This window comes from Pseudescherichia sp. AS216, from assembly GCF_037152055.1.
Lineage (GTDB): Bacteria > Pseudomonadota > Gammaproteobacteria > Enterobacterales > Enterobacteriaceae > Pseudescherichia.
The window spans coordinates 200773-217004 of sequence record NZ_JBBCMV010000002.1 but is presented as its reverse complement, the minus strand read 5'-3'; the positions used below and the strand labels follow the sequence as shown (position 1 = coordinate 217004).

General features: G+C 51.2%; 19 protein-coding genes. All 19 read left to right on the top strand.

The features are described from left to right. The first annotated feature begins 13 nt into the window (after nucleotides 1-13). The 19 genes from tagF (at nucleotide 14) to tssE (ending at nucleotide 16231) form a co-directional block, all read left to right on the top strand. Nucleotides 14-721 carry a type VI secretion system-associated protein TagF gene (gene tagF, locus WFN61_RS06595; protein WP_144817764.1) on the top strand — a complete coding sequence of 236 codons (708 nt, stop codon included), beginning with the start codon at nucleotides 14-16 and terminating at the stop codon, nucleotides 719-721. 11 nt (nucleotides 722-732) lie between these two features. After that, nucleotides 733-1749, top strand: a complete 1017-nt coding sequence (gene tssA / locus WFN61_RS06590) for a type VI secretion system protein TssA (protein WP_312467989.1) — start codon at nucleotides 733-735, stop codon at nucleotides 1747-1749. 75 nt (nucleotides 1750-1824) lie between these two features. Then, a complete protein-coding gene (gene tssB, locus WFN61_RS06585) occupies nucleotides 1825-2349 on the top strand; it encodes a type VI secretion system contractile sheath small subunit (RefSeq protein WP_042387797.1) in 525 nt (174 codons plus the stop codon). A gap of 3 nt (nucleotides 2350-2352) precedes the next feature. Next, nucleotides 2353-3852: a type VI secretion system contractile sheath large subunit gene (tssC, locus tag WFN61_RS06580; RefSeq protein ID WP_312283016.1), complete on the top strand. Its 1500-nt coding sequence runs from the start codon at nucleotides 2353-2355 to the stop codon at nucleotides 3850-3852. Nucleotides 3853-3946: 94 nt separating this feature from the next. Further along, nucleotides 3947-4372 (top strand): T6SS amidase immunity protein Tai4 family protein, encoded by a 426-nt coding sequence (locus WFN61_RS06575; RefSeq protein ID WP_337038357.1) that lies wholly within the window; start codon nucleotides 3947-3949, stop codon nucleotides 4370-4372. A gap of 578 nt (nucleotides 4373-4950) precedes the next feature. After that, entirely contained in the window at nucleotides 4951-5433 is a 483-nt protein-coding gene (locus WFN61_RS06570; protein WP_312283014.1) for an Hcp family type VI secretion system effector, read from the top strand. 57 nt (nucleotides 5434-5490) lie between these two features. Continuing rightward, entirely contained in the window at nucleotides 5491-6315 is an 825-nt protein-coding gene (locus WFN61_RS06565; RefSeq protein ID WP_312283013.1) for a peptidoglycan-binding protein, read from the top strand. Beyond that, nucleotides 6315-7121: a lysozyme inhibitor LprI family protein gene (locus WFN61_RS06560; protein ID WP_312283012.1), complete on the top strand. Its 807-nt coding sequence runs from the start codon at nucleotides 6315-6317 to the stop codon at nucleotides 7119-7121. Before WFN61_RS06565 ends, WFN61_RS06560 begins: the two co-directional genes overlap by 1 nt. A 70-nt stretch (nucleotides 7122-7191) precedes the next feature. Beyond that, nucleotides 7192-7593 carry a putative T6SS immunity periplasmic lipoprotein gene (locus tag WFN61_RS06555; RefSeq protein ID WP_312283011.1) on the top strand — a complete coding sequence of 134 codons (402 nt, stop codon included), beginning with the start codon at nucleotides 7192-7194 and terminating at the stop codon, nucleotides 7591-7593. A gap of 135 nt (nucleotides 7594-7728) precedes the next feature. After that, nucleotides 7729-8088, top strand: a complete 360-nt coding sequence (locus WFN61_RS06550; protein ID WP_312283010.1) for a T6SS amidase immunity protein Tai4 family protein — start codon at nucleotides 7729-7731, stop codon at nucleotides 8086-8088. A gap of 262 nt (nucleotides 8089-8350) precedes the next feature. Continuing rightward, nucleotides 8351-9343 (top strand): hypothetical protein, encoded by a 993-nt coding sequence (locus tag WFN61_RS06545; RefSeq protein WP_337038352.1) that lies wholly within the window; start codon nucleotides 8351-8353, stop codon nucleotides 9341-9343. Then, nucleotides 9340-9753 (top strand): hypothetical protein, encoded by a 414-nt coding sequence (locus WFN61_RS06540; RefSeq protein ID WP_312283007.1) that lies wholly within the window; start codon nucleotides 9340-9342, stop codon nucleotides 9751-9753. The genes WFN61_RS06545 and WFN61_RS06540 overlap by 4 nt, the downstream gene beginning before the upstream one ends. A 228-nt stretch (nucleotides 9754-9981) precedes the next feature. Next, complete coding sequence (locus WFN61_RS06535) at nucleotides 9982-10383, top strand: hypothetical protein (protein WP_312283006.1); 402 nt, start codon at nucleotides 9982-9984, stop codon at nucleotides 10381-10383. A 112-nt stretch (nucleotides 10384-10495) separates the two neighbouring features. After that, nucleotides 10496-10894 carry a hypothetical protein gene (locus WFN61_RS06530; RefSeq protein ID WP_312283005.1) on the top strand — a complete coding sequence of 133 codons (399 nt, stop codon included), beginning with the start codon at nucleotides 10496-10498 and terminating at the stop codon, nucleotides 10892-10894. A gap of 217 nt (nucleotides 10895-11111) precedes the next feature. After that, complete coding sequence (tagH, locus tag WFN61_RS06525; protein WP_337038348.1) at nucleotides 11112-13046, top strand: type VI secretion system-associated FHA domain protein TagH; 1935 nt, start codon at nucleotides 11112-11114, stop codon at nucleotides 13044-13046. Continuing rightward, on the top strand, nucleotides 13043-13837 hold the full coding sequence (locus WFN61_RS06520; protein WP_144817779.1) for a PP2C family protein-serine/threonine phosphatase: 795 nt from the start codon (nucleotides 13043-13045) through the stop codon (nucleotides 13835-13837). Before tagH ends, WFN61_RS06520 begins: the two co-directional genes overlap by 4 nt. A gap of 20 nt (nucleotides 13838-13857) precedes the next feature. Beyond that, a complete protein-coding gene (locus WFN61_RS06515) occupies nucleotides 13858-14853 on the top strand; it encodes a hypothetical protein (protein ID WP_337038345.1) in 996 nt (331 codons plus the stop codon). A gap of 9 nt (nucleotides 14854-14862) precedes the next feature. Next, nucleotides 14863-15675, top strand: a complete 813-nt coding sequence (locus WFN61_RS06510) for a type VI secretion system accessory protein TagJ (protein ID WP_144817781.1) — start codon at nucleotides 14863-14865, stop codon at nucleotides 15673-15675. Beyond that, nucleotides 15668-16231, top strand: coding sequence for a type VI secretion system baseplate subunit TssE (tssE, locus tag WFN61_RS06505; RefSeq protein ID WP_144817782.1), 564 nt, complete (start codon nucleotides 15668-15670; stop codon nucleotides 16229-16231). The genes WFN61_RS06510 and tssE overlap by 8 nt, the downstream gene beginning before the upstream one ends. Nucleotide 16232: the final 1 nt, after the last annotated feature.

Genomic DNA, 16232 nt, shown 5'->3' with positions numbered 1-16232 from the left:
CAAGGATAGCCGTATGACGAATACCCCCGCGACAAGCTGGTACGGAAAATTACCCAGTGCCGGCGATTTTTTACAGCGTCGCTTTCCCGACTCGCTGCAGCGCCAGTGGTCGCATTGGTTTCAGGTAGGTCTGCACGCCTGGCAGCAGGAGGAGCTCCGCAGCGGCGAGCGCGACTTCAGCGCCGCGCCGGTGTGGAATTTTGTGGTGCCGCCCATGCTTGGCAGTCAGATGGTGCAGATGGGCTGTCTGCTGCCGGGGCGCGACAGCGTTGGCCGCCGTTATCCGGTGTGCGCCCAGCTCTCTTTTAACCCGACCGAGTGGTCGCCGCGCCTGCTGGCTCAGGCGGAAAGCTGGTATCAGCAGCTGGGTCGCGTCCTGCTGCACGCCGTGCGCAACACCTTCTCTGCGGAACAGCTGGATCAGGCGCTGATGGCCATTCCCTCGCCACAGCTCGCAGAGCCGCAGGTGCGCTCTGACATTCTTGATGTCATTGGCTATGAAGGCGAAGAGCGCTGCACGCTGAGCTGGCCGCAGGCGGCAGAGTGTTTTGACCCGCAGCGGCAGACCAGTTTTTGGTGGACCAACCGCAGCGATGGGTATCCGCTCTACACCCATGTTCACAGCGGTAACTTTACCGGACAGCTCTTTACGCTGCTGTTCGATCCCGCAGGCGGGGCCAGACCCGGACGTCACGGGCTTTATCCGCCCATGTTTGAATAAGCAGGTATCTGATGAGCATCGATCACTTTCTTACCCCGATAAGCCCGGAGAAACCCTGCGGCGACAATCTGGAATATGACGCTGACTACCAGGCGATGGAGCAGGCCAGCCAGGGGAAAGCCGAGCAGCAGTTTGGCACCACCATTATTCCCGCTGAGCCTGCCGACTGGACTACGGTGGAGAAGCTGGCCACCGGTCTGCTGGAGCGCACCAAGGATCTGCGGGTGATCATGGCGTTAACCCACGCCTGGACCAAGCGTCGCGGGCTAGCAGGCTATGCCGATGGGCTGCTGTTAATCCAGCAGGCGATCTCGCTCTACTGGGAGCCGCTCTATCCGCTGCTGGAGGAGTATGGCGAAACCGATCCGATCTACCGCATTAACGCTCTGGCCGCGCTAAGCGATAAGTCAGATCTCACCGCCGCGTTGCGCGTTGCACCGCTGCTGCGCTCCAGCGGCGATGAGATTTCGCTCCGCGATGCTCAGGCGTTGCTGGACGGCAGTAAAACCGAATGTGCCGACTACCCGGGTGGCCGGGCGCGGCTCATTGACGAACTGGCGCGCGGCGGCCAGCCGGGTATTGAGGCAGTGGTGCAGATCCACGAGCGTCTGCAAACCATTCGCGAACTGCTGATTGGCTACCTGAGCGAAAGCGGCGTGCCAGAGATGGAGCAGCTGCAAAAAACCGTTGGGCTGGTGGCTAACGCCTGCCAGTCAGCCGACGGCAATGTGGCACCAGCGCCGCAGGACGCTGCGCCTGCAAGCGAGGAAACCCCCTCCGCGCCTGCGCCCCAGCCGGTTCAGTACGCCGCCGACTGGCGCAGCGTGCAGGTCACCAGCCGCGCTGATGCGCAGCTGATGCTGGAGAAAGCCAAGCACTATTTCGCTCAGCATGAACCTAGCCATCCCGCGCCGCTGATGATTGACCGGGTGCAGAAGCTAATCGAACTCAACTTTATGGACATCATTCGGGATCTGGCCCCGGATGGCGTGCATCAACTGGAAAACATTTTTGGGCGTCGCGATTGACGCATAACCCTGTAACGGCGTCTGGCCTGATGCTGGTCGCCACATTTTCACAGCGCATCTTTGATGGAGAGCATCATGGCAATGAGTAACAGTGGGCAGAAATTTATCGCACGTAACCGTGCGCCACGCGTACAGATTGAGTATGACGTAGAGATTTACGGTGCGGAGCGCAAAATCCAGCTTCCCTTCGTAATGGGCGTGATGGCGGACCTGGCGGGCAAACCGGTTGAGAACCTGCCTGCGGTTGACGAGCGTAAGTTCATGGAGATCGACCTCGACAACTTCGATGAGCGTATGAAAGCCCTGAAGCCACGCGTGGCGTTCCACGTGGACAACACGCTGACCGGCGACGGCAAGCTGAACGTCGATCTGACCTTTGAAAGCATGGAAGATTTCCTGCCGGATGCGATTGCACGCAAGGTTGAGCCGCTCAACAAGCTGCTGGAGGCGCGCACGCAGCTCTCCAACCTGCTGACCTACATGGACGGTAAGAATGGTGCAGAAGAGCTGATCGCCAAGATCCTTCAGGATCCGACCCTGCTCAAATCCCTGAGCCAGATGCCAAAAAATGACGATAGCGTAAAAGGTAACGAGGAGTAATCGATGAGCAATCCTTCTCAACAACATGAGCAGCAGGCGGGGCAGGCGTTTAGCCAGGATGAGTTCAGCGCGCTGTTGAACAAAGAGTTCCGCCCGAAGACTGACCAGGCCCGTTCAGCCGTAGAGAGCGCGGTAAAAACCCTGGCGCAGCAGGCGCTGGAGAACACGGTTACCTTTTCTAACGACACCTACCGTACCATCCAGAACCTGATCGCCGGTATCGACGAGCAGCTCTCCCGGCAGGTGAACCAGATCATCCACCACGACGAGTTCCAGAAGCTGGAGAGCGCGTGGCGTGGTCTGAGCTACCTGGTAAACAACTCCGAAACCGATGAGATGCTGAAGATTCGCTTTATGAGCATCTCCAAGCAGGAGCTGGGCCGCACCCTCAAGCGCTATAAAGGGGTGGGCTGGGATCAGAGCCCCATCTTCAAAAAAGTCTATGAGCAGGAGTATGGCCAGTTCGGTGGCGAGCCGTTTGGCTGCATTGTGGGCGACTACTACTTTGACCACAGCCCGCAGGATGTCGAGCTGCTGAGCGAGATGGCGCGCATTGGTGCTGCGGCACACTGCCCGTTCATCACCGGTACTGCGCCAAGCGTGATGCAGATGGAGTCCTGGCAGGAGCTGGCAAACCCGCGCGATCTGACCAAGATTTTCCAGAACACCGAATACGCCGCCTGGCGTTCACTGCGTGAATCCGAAGATGCGCGCTATCTGGGCATGGTGATGCCGCGCTTCCTGTCGCGCCTGCCTTATGGCATTCGTTCTAACCCGGTAGACAGCTTCGATTTTGAAGAAGAGACCGACGGCGCGAACCATGACAGCTACTCATGGGCCAATGCCGCCTACGCGATGGCCGCCAACATCAACCGCTCCTTCAAAGAGTTCGGCTGGTGCACCTCCATCCGCGGCGTGGAATCAGGTGGGGCAGTAGAGAACCTGCCGTGTCACACCTTCCCGAGCGATGACGGCGGCGTGGACATGAAGTGCCCGACTGAGATCGCCATCAGCGACCGTCGTGAAGCCGAACTGGCGAAGAACGGCTTTATGCCGCTGATCCACCGCAAGAACTCCGACTTCGCCGCCTTTATTGGTGCGCAGTCGTTGCAGAAGCCGGCGGAGTATCACGATCCGGACGCGACGGCCAATGCCCGTCTGGCGGCACGCCTGCCGTACCTGTTTGCCTGCTGCCGCTTCGCGCACTACCTGAAGTGCATCGTGCGCGACAAGATTGGTTCCTTCCGCGAGCGTGAAGAGATGGAGCGCTGGCTGAATGACTGGGTGATGAACTACGTCGACGGCGACCCGGCTAACTCCTCTCAGGAGACCAAATCCCGCAAACCGCTGGCCGCAGCGGAAGTGCAGGTGCAGGAGATCGAAGACAACCCAGGCTACTACGCGGCGAAGTTCTTCCTGCGTCCGCACTATCAGTTAGAAGGTCTGACCGTTTCCCTGCGTCTGGTATCGAAGCTGCCGTCGCTGAAGAGCAAAGAAGCGTAATAGTTAAAAAGCCGGGTTGTAGATCAACCCGGCCCTTCTAGGGGACAAATGGCGAGTACAAGATCATCTTTTTACGCTGCGAGGAATGGCTACCATGAAAAATGTGCTTTTAGGCCTTGTTCTGTTCGCTACTGCAATGACAGCAAATGCGACTAATGATCCTGTTCTGTTTATAAAAAAAATGCCGTATAAGCAAGTTGTAAAAGATATGGTGTTGTCACGTTGTCTTGCACAAGTTGTAGATGATAAAAGTCAATTTTCTCTGGACGCCGCACGCAGCGGTAATGCATTGCTGGAGTGGGTGCCTTTCGATATTGAAAATGGCAATGATAAGGTCAATGCTCTTATCGATAAATATAAAGGTTTTACTAACGGGTTTCATTCTGAACGAAAACCTGCGATACAAGGCGTAACCCTAAACTGTTTACGGCTGTACCATAGCGATGAGCTTGATAAGTTAACTTCGCAAGTGATAATCGGCCAACCGGATCACACCTGGCTTGATGATAATCCACAATAGTAAGTCTTAACATATTTGGTTAGTAAGATACGTTATAAGTTTGCTTTACATGAATAACTCATTTAGAGATGACAGGCACTTCAGTAAAATCATTTGCTGAAGAAAAATGGTTTTACTGAATGCTGGCAGAGGCCATAATTGCTTAAAAAAATCATCATCTATATGGCTGTTTATGCGCTTCTATTTATGTCGGCCATGCTTCTTTTTACCGTAGTAGGCTATTACCTCATTGTCTTTGAGTGGGCCGGTAGCACTATAAAGCAAGCGGTCAACGCACTAATTTTGGTAGTGTCATTGTCTGCATCGGTCGCAGTATATTATGTGGCGGAAAAGTTAAAATCACGGATTTAAATGTTGCTCTATTTTGCAATATTACTCATTCGCGTAATAGTTCGCGAATGAACCAGATTTAGAGGGGTTGCTCATGCTACCGCTCTGGATGATCTGAACGCTTTAACAGCGTTTAGGCTAGAGGCAGAGGTAAAATATGGACGGTTTTATTCAGCCCCATGCTTTCCTGTTTGCCATATAAGTGCTTTTTTGAAAGCAATAATTTTCAATCACGAAGAGTAGATACTATGGCTATTGATATGTTCCTGAAGGTCGAAGGTGTTACAGGTGAATCGAAAGATTCGAATCATACTGGTTGGACTGATATTATTTCCTTTACTTGGGGAGCGTCCCAGCCGGGTAACATGAGCGTTGGCGGCGGCGGCGGTGCTGGTAAAGTTAACTTCAACGACCTGCACGTTAATGCGCTGATCGACAAATCAACGACCGCTATCCTGAAGCACTGCGCTAGCGGTAAACACCTGGCTAAAGTTGAACTGTCTGTTTGCAAAGCAGGTGGTCAGCAGGTGGAATACGGTCGTATTACTTTGGAAGATGTGCTGGTAACGTCTGTTCAGTATACCGGTTCCGATGATGGTGATCTGGTTGGTATTGCTTACGCATTCCAGGCTGCGAAAGTAAAACAGCAGTACTGGGAACAGACTTCTGCTGGCGGTAAAGGGGCTGAAAGCAGCGCTGGCTGGAATATCAAAGAAAACAAAGAAGCGTAATAGTAAAATTGCAATCCCCTTTTGGGGGTTGCAATTATTTACCTAAGGAAAATGTGTATGTCAACTTTACGTTTTGGATATAAAGGGCCTGAAGTAAAAAGCCTTCAAAAAATGCTTAACTCTGAAGGATATGACATTTATCCAGACGGGGTTTTTGGTAGTAAAACAGAAAATGCGGTACGACTTTTTCAAAGTAAAAAGAATCTCCATGTTGACGGGATTGCTGGCCGTAAAACCATGACCGCGCTGGGTAAGAAAAATGTCACCCGAGCGCCTGCACCACCGATTAATGGTAATGTAGGACGTCAACCGTGTTCATCGATGAATATCTCGACAAGTGGATTCAATTTTATTTACCGTCATGAAGCCCAAGCGGGAGTTAGTAATCATCTACATTGGCCCGGTGGAATAAGTGGAGTAACGCTTGGCCCTGGTTATGATATGGGTCATAGAACCAATGCCGAGGTGAAAACAAGACTTCTATCGTTAGGTCTTTCTGAAGAAGAGGCGGAAAAAGCGAGTCAAGGTGCTGGAAAAAAAGGTACAACTGCGTTTCAGTTTGCTAAAGATAATAAAGATCTTTTAAAGTTAACTACAGAGCAAGAAAAAAAACTCCTTGAATTGACTGTGCCAGCCTACGTTAATTCAGTAAGAAGACGTATAGCTGTGCCACTGCGTCAATATGAATTTGATGCACTTGTATGCTTTGCTTATAACCCGGCTACTTTTCTTGATAAAGTTTGCAACTATATTAATAATGGCCAAGTAAGTGATGCAATGACACTTATAAGTAAAATTGTTTATAGTGGTGCTAAAATTCAAAAAGGCTTAGTTAACCGCCGCAGAGATGAAGTTAACCTATTTCTTAATGGGCAATACTAATGAATATTTTAAAAATACCTTTTTTTATCTCGCTAGCTTTGTTAACGGGATACTGTTATGCTGACGACTCATCACAAAAAATCAATGAGTTAATCGGAGAGTGGCGGGTTACCGCTGTACAGTTAGATAATGAGGCCACCACGAGTACCGGTACTACTATCAATGATCCCCATTATATTGGTAGGAAAGTGGTGATTAATAGAGAAAATATCAATGGTAATCTCGATAACTCGGTAAATTGTTCTTATCCTAACTATCAGTTAAATAAGACTATTTCCCTAGATAAGTTACTTGAATCCACTTCGGGTAAGCGCCATGTTGCACCACAGAACCCTAAAGCAGAAGACTATGGTTTGAAAGCGCAAAATGTATTACCGGTGAGTATAGTCTGTAAAGAGGGTAAGTTTGGTCCAAAAGGTGAAGATATTGGTAATTGGGTTGCGTTACTAGAACGTAATACACTTATTACAAATTGGTACGATAATAGCTATTTAGTAATGAAGCGTATTCAAATTAATGAAAAAATAAGCCCTTCCTTTAGTTGCCACGCATCCCTGAATCCAACGGAAAAAGCTATATGTAGTAATAATGAGCTGGCCTCTTGGGATAATAGCGTTAATCAAGCTTACAAGACATTGTTGATGCAACAACAAAAAATTATGCCCGATGACAAAACCACCTTAAACAACATTAAAGCAACTCAAATGAACTGGCTAAAAAAACGTAATGAATGTAGGGCTGATACAGATTGCATTGAGAAAACGATGAAAGATAGAGTTGATGTCATTACACAGCAATTTATGTAATAAATTGTACCTGATAGGTAGCACTGTTTTTCGCAAGCGCTTTTAAACGTTAAAGGCAGCGGGTTTGGTTATGAGAATATTGACAGTCGCTTTGGTAGTTGCTTTTATCAGTAGCGGCTGCATCTCACACTCTGCTCAGTATGAACCGTTGTTGGTGAGGCTAAAAAACAATGAGCCATGTTTCAGTATTTCTTCTGGTTCAAGTCTCGATAACTCTTTAAGCAGCCATGCACCAACGGTTATGAAACGAGAGGGAGGGGAGTGGAGAACCATTTCTGAACCTGCTACCTACTCACCTGTTGTTAGGTTAGATGCCCATGATTGCCATCAATGGAACGGTATTGACTGGGAGGCTGGTGAATACGATGTAGCCCTTAAGGTTACAGATGGGAATGAGGCGATACATTATGCTGCCCAATTCAACCTGCGAAAAAATGCGAAAGGTGAACTAAGTATTTTTAAGATCGAGTAAATGCAAAGCATAAATGTACTAACTTAGTACCCAAATGAGGTTATTTTTTAAAGTGAGCTTATTTGAATGCTAAATTGGTTGTTTAAAGGTTTTTTATTAACTAAGTTTCTTGCTACACCATACCGTGGAGCCTAAATGAAAACTTTGTTAGCATTTCTCCTGGTAATCACCTTTTTCGACGTTTCTGCGAAAACGCTGCCGGAAGTAAATAGCTTTTCTCAGCAGCAAATTTTTAGTAACTGGGTGCAAAATCGCTGCATTGGCAAAATTGCTGATGGTGAATCTTTAAAGAGCGATGCTAAGGTCAGCGCATCTGCGTGGCTTGAAGCAAGTAACGTGTCCGCTGAGTTATTCGAAGAGGCAGACAAAACCATTGATAATCAGCTTAAAGAAAAGATCGGCGGCTCACTTCCGGGTGAGTATCAAGTATTGAAATGTACGCTTATCGCTAATAGCGAAGCTATTAATAATATCTACGGTAAAGGCACCAGGTAGTTCTTGTAAGATTAAATAGCACAAGCTGTAATAGCATGGATAGCACAAATACATTACAGAGAATGGCAGGTTCGCAGTAGAATCATTTTTACAGACCGTATTTTGAAATCGTTTGCGATGCTACGTCAGGTTAACAGGTGTTCTTTTAACAGGCTGAACGAATTTCAAAATCATTTTTAGTAAAAATGAGAAATCGTCTTCTCATGTCGCTTTAAAACAGCGGGCAGAGGTTGCTGTTAAAGCGATTTAACAGGGATTAAAGATGAGAACACAATCTACTGTAGCCCCCGGATACTGCGTGGTACAGCAGCCGGGAAACTTAGATCTCCAGGCGCGTCTGCTGTTTAACAATCCGAACAGCGAAGCGGCCCGCTACTTTATGCATCTCAACAGGGATATGCGCTGGGTCAGGCCCGGACAGATTTTGATAGTCGCCGACCCGGCGAATCAGAATCAGGTGTATCAGCTTAATCATATAATTATGGCGAAGCAAAAAGTGAACGCGGCCCTGGCAACAACGGATGACAATGTAGCGGCATTCCTGAACAAGAACTATCAGCACATTGCGGCGCTGACCTCCCTGGGAGAGAAGGTTGTTGGAACGGCGGGAGAGGCGGGGGAAAGATATTTTCACCAGATTGAGTCGATTCTGGTCAAAATAGAGCAGACCTACCAGAACCAGTTCCGTACGCAGGGCACGCTGATTGGTCAGCAGTTTTATACGGAGCGAAACGCGCTGTTCGCCCAGCTTAAGCCGCTGCTAAATAGCCTCGGTCGTATGTCGCTGAACATAGACCGCTACGAGAGCATCAAAAGAGCACTGGGCTTGTCCACACGCGCGATTATTCATGAGTGGAGCACGGTTGGGGTAGGCACCATCCCCGGATACGCCAGCTACATAATCCGCTCAGCAAAAGCAGCGAGCTTTATGAAAGCGGGCGGATGGGTGGCGTTAGGCCTCTCATTTATGAACACCACTAACGATGTGTACCATGCCTGTACCACCGGACGCGAAGGTGAATGTGCGAAAGTTGCGGTAAAAAAATACAGTATGTTCGGCGCTGGTATTGTGGGTGGAATGTATGCTGGGGAATATGGTGCTCTGTTAGGAAGTGGCATATGTGTAGGTCTGGGACTTGCTAGTGGAGGTGTCGGAACACTTGCTTGCTCTATAGTTGGCGCAGCCGCTGGAGGATATTCAGGAAGTGAAGTAGCTGGAGGATTTACTGGATTTATAATGGATAAAATATTGTGAGTGCTGAAAATGTTCTTATATCTTTATCTGCCATTTCATTTTTAATGATTGTAATAATTGACCTATTTAATTCAAGTCAATTTAGAAGTAATAAAGAAAAATATGAAGAGTTGTTGGCAGAGTACCGCAGTCATGGTTTTGATATTGATATAATGACAAACTACGCTGTATACTTTGGTTCATTTGCTAACTATCAAAAAATAATCTGGTTTGTAAGGCTATATAAAGGTGTAAGAATAAAATTTACACGCGAGCGTTATGTTCAGCTAGAAGCATACGAATTTATACAGTCATTACCTGATTCAAGGATTAGTTGGATAATGCAATTGCATCGTCTATACAAAATCCAAGCTTACATAGTTACTTTTTGGTTGGCTGTTACTACTGTTTTGTTGATGCTATATAAATAGCTAGGTTGCCATTTAGAGGATATTGTAACTTCGGTGGTGGAGTAGCAGGTGCAGCTTTAGCTGCTTCCTTAACAACTCCGGTTTGCTTAGCACTAGGTGTACCTACTGTAGGTATGGGAACTATAGCCTGCGGTGTTATTGTCAGTGCGGCTGGTTCATCAATAGGAGCCACAGTCGGTGGATATGCTGGTCAAGTAACAAACTATTTGATTTATGGTGGAAATTAGTGTGGATGCCAAACACATTTATTCACTGTTTGTTTTGTTTCTATTTATAGTATGGATTCTAATTGTTGTGTCTTTTTTGATGGATTATAAAAGATACTCAAAAAGATTAGCGGGTATTTTTCAGCTTTTAAAAGATAATAGATTATTGCATGACAATGATTACCAGACTTTGGAAATGTTAGGTTTTTGGGGTTTTGGTGCAAGAGTAATGGTTCTTTTCTTAATTCTTAAAGGTAAGAGAGTTAAGTTAACTCGTACTCGCTGGCTTGAGCCAGAAGCTTGTCAGACTCTATTAAAGGATTTTGATTTGATATGGGTTAAAAATTATGGTTGTAAAGTCAAGCTAGGTAGTGTCCTTTTATGTATTTTACTAATATTATCTTTCGTCGGTTATAAGTACTAGTGGGTTTTTTAAATGTTGAGGATGATATTAGTAAAAATGAGTGCTGCTTGCTGAAGAGCGGTGACTGGCTTTTTCATATACTGCTGATAGTCTGCATAAAATGATTTTGCATATGATTAAGTTGACATTCCTATTAATGCTAATGTTCAGTTGGATATACACTCTTATTATTAACTACATCTATTATCGGAAGTATAGAAACGAGCTTGCAAGTGTTTTTCAACTGTTAGTCGATCATTCAATTATTCGCTTTGAAGATTACTATTTTTATGAGCAGTTAGGCGTGAAAGGGTTTGGATATCGCGTATCGATTATCTCTATGATTCTAAAGGGTAAGCGCATTCCGATTGATAATAAAAGGTGGATAGAGCCAGAGGCGGGTGACTTAATAAGAAAGCACTATGATCTTTCATGGATACGCGGTTTTTATAGAAATGGCTATTTTATGGGGTTAGGCTTTGGGGTTGGTCTGATTTATGCATTACTTGTTAAGATCGGTTTTTTATCTTAAGTAATTGGTCTTTCAGTGCAAGCGAAGCAATATAAGAATAAATAGTATTAATCATGCAGTTAAGTCTTAGCCCTTAAAAAACTTGTAACTTATTTCCAAGACGTATCTATTTGCACCATTCAGCTTTTTCTTAATCAACTTATTCGCCCCCAAACGCAGCCATTCTTCCTTAAGAGCGGCTGCGTTTGAGTGCTAACCATACCAGCAGGAATACGCTATGCGATTCACGATTATTTCGACAAAACCTGGCCATCAGCCACCCACGAGTAGCTTCGAATTTTATGCGCCCGGTGGCACCATTGGCCGCGGAACGGATAACAATCTGGTGCTGCCGGATAACGACCGCACGATCTCCCGCCTGCAGGCCATTGTCCATGTGGATGCTCAGGGCGAGTGCCACATCACCAACCGGGGCAGCGTGACCCGCGTGGCATTGAACGATATTCCCCTGGAGCGCGGACGCCAGGTCGAACTGCAGGATGGCGACATCCTGGGTATTGATGACTACCGCATCGAAGTTACTAGCCTGCAACAGCAGGCTGCGCCGGTAAGCCGTCCGGCAGCGGTGATTACGCCGCCGCCGCCGAAACCTGCCGCCGCGCCAGCGCCAGCATCGAAGCCAGCCAGCGACGCTGCGCAAGCGGACGCCGCGCCTACGGCGGTGCCTACGGAGATCTGGGACAGCCTGATGCAGGAGTTCTCTATCTCCGACAGCATCTCAAGCAGCCGCGCCAGACCACAGCCTGCTGAATCTCACGATCCGTTCTCACAGCCCAAAGAGCCGGAACGCAACGCCGAGGATCCGCTGGCGATGTTCCAGAATAGCGATCCCCAGCTAGAGCGTAAAAACGTTAATACCGACTCGCTGTTTAGCGACGAGGCGCTGTTTAAAAGCGACAGCATCTTCAATGACGCTACGCCCAGCACGCTGGTGCCGCCAAAAGAGAGCGAGCCTTCGCTGCCAAAAGAGGAGCCGAAGGACGAGCTCGATCCGCTGGCGCTGTTCGGCGGCTCTGCCAGCGCACCCGCCGCGCGCAATGACGATCCGCTTGGGCTGATGGGAGGCGCACCGCTTACCCATCCCGACGATCTCTCTGCTAAAGACGATCTGTCGCCTAATAACAGTCTGTCGCCCAAAGACGATCCGCTGCCGAAAGACGCAGCACCCGCTGAAGATAACGATCCTCTGGGGCTGATGGGCGGTGCACCGCTGACCGCTGCGCCTGAGCAGAAGCCTGAGCCTGAGTTTACGTCAAAGCCTGAAACCGTAGCGCCGCTGGTCCAGACGCCTGACGATGCCGATCCGCTGGCCAACTCGCCGCTGTTTGCAGAGGTGCCGCTGCCGGAAGCGCCGCACGCTGAACCTGACATGCCAGCCGAGGAGCCGGACCGCCAGGACTACGCAGGCTTTACCATGCCTACGCCGCAGGCGGTTGCGCGCACGCAAATGCAGACGCCTAAAGGCCGCCTGCGTATCGATCCGGTGCAAAACGCCGCCTCTGCCTCCTCGTCCCAGCCTGCCCGGGGCGACGTACTGCAGGGCGAGCTGCTGGAGGCACTGCTGGAAGGGATGGGCCTTGGCGATATGCAGCCGACGCCGCAGTTCGACCGGGAAAATATGCGCCAGCTCGGCCAGATGCTGAGCATGTTCTCTCAGGGGACGGTGGCACTCCTCTCGTCGCGATCGATCCTCAAACGCGGCGTGAAAGCGGACATGACGATGGTGCTGGACGACGCCAACAACCCGTTCAAGCTGCTTCCTTCCGGGAAAACGGTGCTGATGCAGATGTTCGGCACCCGCATGCCGGGCTTTATGCCGCCGAAAAAATCGGTGCGCGATGCGCTGATCGATCTTCAGGCGCACCAGCTGGGCATGATCTCCGGCATCCGCGCCATCATCGCCGCCATGCTGCAATCCTTTAACCCGGAGCAGCTTGAAGAGCAGGCGAAGCTCGATGGCGTGACGTCGCGTCTATCCTTGCCGGGCAGCCGTAAAGCCGCGCTGTGGGACTACTTCGTTCGCTCCTACGGCCAGACGGCAGGCGAAATTGAAGATGACTTCCATACCCTGTTTGGCGAAGCCTTCCTGCATGCCTATGACATGGAGGTCAATCAGTACAAAGACTCACAAAGCGGATCGGAAGAAGAATGAATATCGCAACGGCCTCTCTCTCCCGCCAGGGAACGCGCGCCAGTAACCAGGATCAGACGGGAGAAAACATCGGGGAGCGCGCGGCCTGCTTCGTGGTGTGTGACGGTATCGCGGGCCTGCCGGGCGGCGACGTCGCGGCTGAGCTTGCCCGCAACAGCATTATCTCGCGCTTCAACGGCGATAAACACCTGAACGCACAAGAAATTCCCGACTATATTCAGCAGGCAAACCGCGCCATCCTCAGCGAACAGCAGGCGGTGCAGGACTACCGCCGGATGGGTACCACGCTGGTCAGCCTGTTTATCGATCGTGACTACAAGCTGGCCTACTGGGCGCACGCGGGCGATAGCCGCCTCTACCTGTTTCGTCGCGGTTGGCTCTCCCATGTGACCACCGACCACAGCCTAATCCAGCAGATGAAAGATGCCGGGCACCAGACGGATAACATCAACAGCAATCTGCTCTATCTGGCGCTGGGCATCGAGAACGGTGGTCCGGAAGCGAGCTACAGCGATGTGGTCCCGGTCGAAGATGGCGATGTCTTTCTGCTGTGCACCGACGGCTTCTGGCACGGCGTTAGCGAAGAGCAGATGAAACAGTCGCTGCATATGGTCAACACGCCGCAGGAGTGGCTGACGCTAATGCAGCAGCTCATTCAAAAAAACAGCGAAAGCGAGGGTAGCGCTCAGGATAACTACACCGCTGTTGCGGTGTGGATGGGCAACCCGCAGGACACCACCTTGCTGCATACGCTCTCTGATGCAGCTCAGTTTTTTCCCGTACTGGATTGATTAGGCACACAAGGACTTATATGAAACTTTGGCTATCGGGTTTAGCGCTTCTGGCTGTAGCGGGCACCGCACAGGCTGAGAACTATCGCATCGTGCAGTCGCCTTCACAAAAGCTGGATATCTGGATAGACGATATCAAGGACAAAACGCCGCAGAGCTGGTGTAAGCAAGACGTCGCGTTACGTATCGTGGCGAACGGCAATAAAGAGGTCTCTATACTCGACAGCTTTATGCCTCGCCTGGGCGCGCTGCTGGAAAACCAGTGCGGCAAGCTGCAGCAGTTGTCGTGGACGCTGAACGATCCTGCGGGTACAACGCTGGCCCAGGGGACGGCGAGTAAAAACAAGGAGTGGGCGGTCGCAGTCAAGCAGCCGCAGCCGCAGTCACAGCCGCAGGTAGCTACAACGACTAATAACGCCCTGGTCCCGCCAGCCGTTAATCCGGAAACGCTCTCGGTCGCGGCGGATCGCACGCCATGGCAGGAGTTTACCCTGCAAAACGGCTGCCATCTGCGTACCTTCTGGCAGGGCGGCGCGGCCGCACCGGCGCTGTTTATTCCGGCATCCGGCACGGCGAGCTGCGAAAAAGGTAGCTGGCTGAGCGGTCATGCTGTGATGACGCAGGCCAGCAACAGCGGGCAGCAGGAGACTCCAGTGACCTATGTCCACGGCTTCCCGGTCACCGGCCTGAGCGACAGCGTTAATGCGGATGATGTACTCATCACTTCCGTGAATAAAGAGCGCATGGTTTTCAGCACCAAAGGTAGCGAGCAGAGCTGGATGATCCTGCCTTACGACAGCGCGCTAAACAGCTGGAAGAGCGAAGGTACGGTAGTAGTTCAGGTCTCTCAGGAGCTGGCCAGCGACGATGCGCAACTGCAGGCGCGTTTGCAGGCCGTGAAACAGCTCTGGACCCCGTGGCTGGCACCGAATGCCACGCTCAATATTGTCCTGGTCGATGCGCTGCGCCCGCAGCTGCGCGATCCTGCGGTGGGTGCCTGGCGCGCCGCGAATTAAGGAGCAGCTATGAATACGCTTTATCAACATCTGGGTGATGAGTCGATTAATGACGCCCTGCTGCGCCTGGAAACTGAGATCAAATCCCGTCCGGCGGACGCCGATCTGCGCGCCGCCTTTGTCCAGTTTTTGGCCCTGAGCGGTAACTGGACGCGGGCGATAACCCAGCTGAAAAGCTGGCTGGCAATGAAGCCACAGGCGAAGCCTACCGTGACGCTGCTTGAGCAGGCCATGCAGGGGGAGCTGCAGCGTGCTCAGGTTCTGGCAGGCCTGGCGCGCCCGTCGATGCCGGATACGCAGTGGCCCTGGCTGGCTACGCTCGCCTCGGCGCTGGCTGAAACCGGGGAGCGCGCCCGGACGCTACGCCTTGAGGCGCTGGAGCAGGCTGAGGCCAGCGCTGGCGTGCTTACGTTTGAGAATGAAGAGACCCAGGACTTTGCATGGCTGATGGATGGCGACGCGCGCCTGGGGCCGGTCTGTGAAACTATCCTTAACGGCCGCTATTTCTGGCTGCCCTTTAGCGCCATCGAAGAGATCCGTTTTCAGGCTCCGGCCAGCGTCACCGACCTGGTGTGGCGTCACGCGCTGGTGCGCCTGACCGATGGCACCGAGCAGGTCTGCCAGCTCCCGGCGCGCTATCCCTTTGAGCCCGAGGCGGCTGACGCGGTCAAGCTGGGGCGGGCGACGGAATGGCTGCCGCTGGATGACGACGGCGTGCTGTATCAAGGGCTGGGTCAGAAGGCGTGGCTCAGTGAGCAGAGTGAAAGCCCGCTGCTGTCACTCAGCCTGATCACTTTTACGGCAGGCAGCGAGCATGAGTAAACCCGCTGGCGAAGGCGATCTGCTGCGCAGCGGCTGGCAAGCCCGCAGCAAGCAGGAAAGAGTGGGCGCGCGCGACAAGATGCAGCCCTCGCTGCTGGATCGCCTGACGGATAACGATCCCGGAAAGCAGCGGGAGCCCGCAAACAGCAACTTTATTACCCACTCTGCTTTGCGGCACCAGGTGCTGCGCGATCTGCAGTGGCTGTTTAATACCATCAATCAGGACTCGTCCCACGATCTCAGCGCCTTGCCGGAAGTGCGCCGTTCGGTGGTGAACTTCGGCGTGGCGCCGCTGGCGGGAAAACGGATGTCGGATATCGAATGGCATGACATCCAGCGCAAGTTAACCGAGGCGATCGTTAACTTTGAGCCGCGTATCATGGCGCAAGGGCTCCAGGTGCGCTGCATATCCGACACGGCGTCGCTTGATCTGCACAACGTGCTGTCGATAGAGATCAAAGGGCGTATGTGGTGCGTACCGTACCCGTTGGAGTTTCTGTTTCGCACGGATGTCGATCTGGAAAACGGTCATTTTGAACTTAAAGATGCGGGGTAAC

What these genes read in the sequence shown, in the direction of transcription:
- tssB (WP_042387797.1), top strand. Translation starts at nt 1,825, where the DNA reads ATGGCAATGAGTAACAGTGGGCAGAAATTTATCGCACGTAACCGTGCG.
- tagH (WP_337038348.1), top strand. Translation starts at nt 11,112, where the DNA reads ATGCGATTCACGATTATTTCGACAAAACCTGGCCATCAGCCACCCACG.
- WFN61_RS06575 (WP_337038357.1), top strand. Translation starts at nt 3,947, where the DNA reads ATGAAAAATGTGCTTTTAGGCCTTGTTCTGTTCGCTACTGCAATGACA.
- WFN61_RS06555 (WP_312283011.1), top strand. Translation starts at nt 7,192, where the DNA reads ATGAGAATATTGACAGTCGCTTTGGTAGTTGCTTTTATCAGTAGCGGC.
- WFN61_RS06530 (WP_312283005.1), top strand. Translation starts at nt 10,496, where the DNA reads ATGATTAAGTTGACATTCCTATTAATGCTAATGTTCAGTTGGATATAC.
- WFN61_RS06545 (WP_337038352.1), top strand. Translation starts at nt 8,351, where the DNA reads ATGAGAACACAATCTACTGTAGCCCCCGGATACTGCGTGGTACAGCAG.
- WFN61_RS06565 (WP_312283013.1), top strand. Translation starts at nt 5,491, where the DNA reads ATGTCAACTTTACGTTTTGGATATAAAGGGCCTGAAGTAAAAAGCCTT.
- WFN61_RS06515 (WP_337038345.1), top strand. Translation starts at nt 13,858, where the DNA reads ATGAAACTTTGGCTATCGGGTTTAGCGCTTCTGGCTGTAGCGGGCACC.
- WFN61_RS06550 (WP_312283010.1), top strand. Translation starts at nt 7,729, where the DNA reads ATGAAAACTTTGTTAGCATTTCTCCTGGTAATCACCTTTTTCGACGTT.
- tssA (WP_312467989.1), top strand. Translation starts at nt 733, where the DNA reads ATGAGCATCGATCACTTTCTTACCCCGATAAGCCCGGAGAAACCCTGC.
- tssC (WP_312283016.1), top strand. Translation starts at nt 2,353, where the DNA reads ATGAGCAATCCTTCTCAACAACATGAGCAGCAGGCGGGGCAGGCGTTT.
- WFN61_RS06560 (WP_312283012.1), top strand. Translation starts at nt 6,315, where the DNA reads ATGAATATTTTAAAAATACCTTTTTTTATCTCGCTAGCTTTGTTAACG.
- tagF (WP_144817764.1), top strand. Translation starts at nt 14, where the DNA reads ATGACGAATACCCCCGCGACAAGCTGGTACGGAAAATTACCCAGTGCC.
- WFN61_RS06510 (WP_144817781.1), top strand. Translation starts at nt 14,863, where the DNA reads ATGAATACGCTTTATCAACATCTGGGTGATGAGTCGATTAATGACGCC.
- tssE (WP_144817782.1), top strand. Translation starts at nt 15,668, where the DNA reads ATGAGTAAACCCGCTGGCGAAGGCGATCTGCTGCGCAGCGGCTGGCAA.
- WFN61_RS06570 (WP_312283014.1), top strand. Translation starts at nt 4,951, where the DNA reads ATGGCTATTGATATGTTCCTGAAGGTCGAAGGTGTTACAGGTGAATCG.
- WFN61_RS06520 (WP_144817779.1), top strand. Translation starts at nt 13,043, where the DNA reads ATGAATATCGCAACGGCCTCTCTCTCCCGCCAGGGAACGCGCGCCAGT.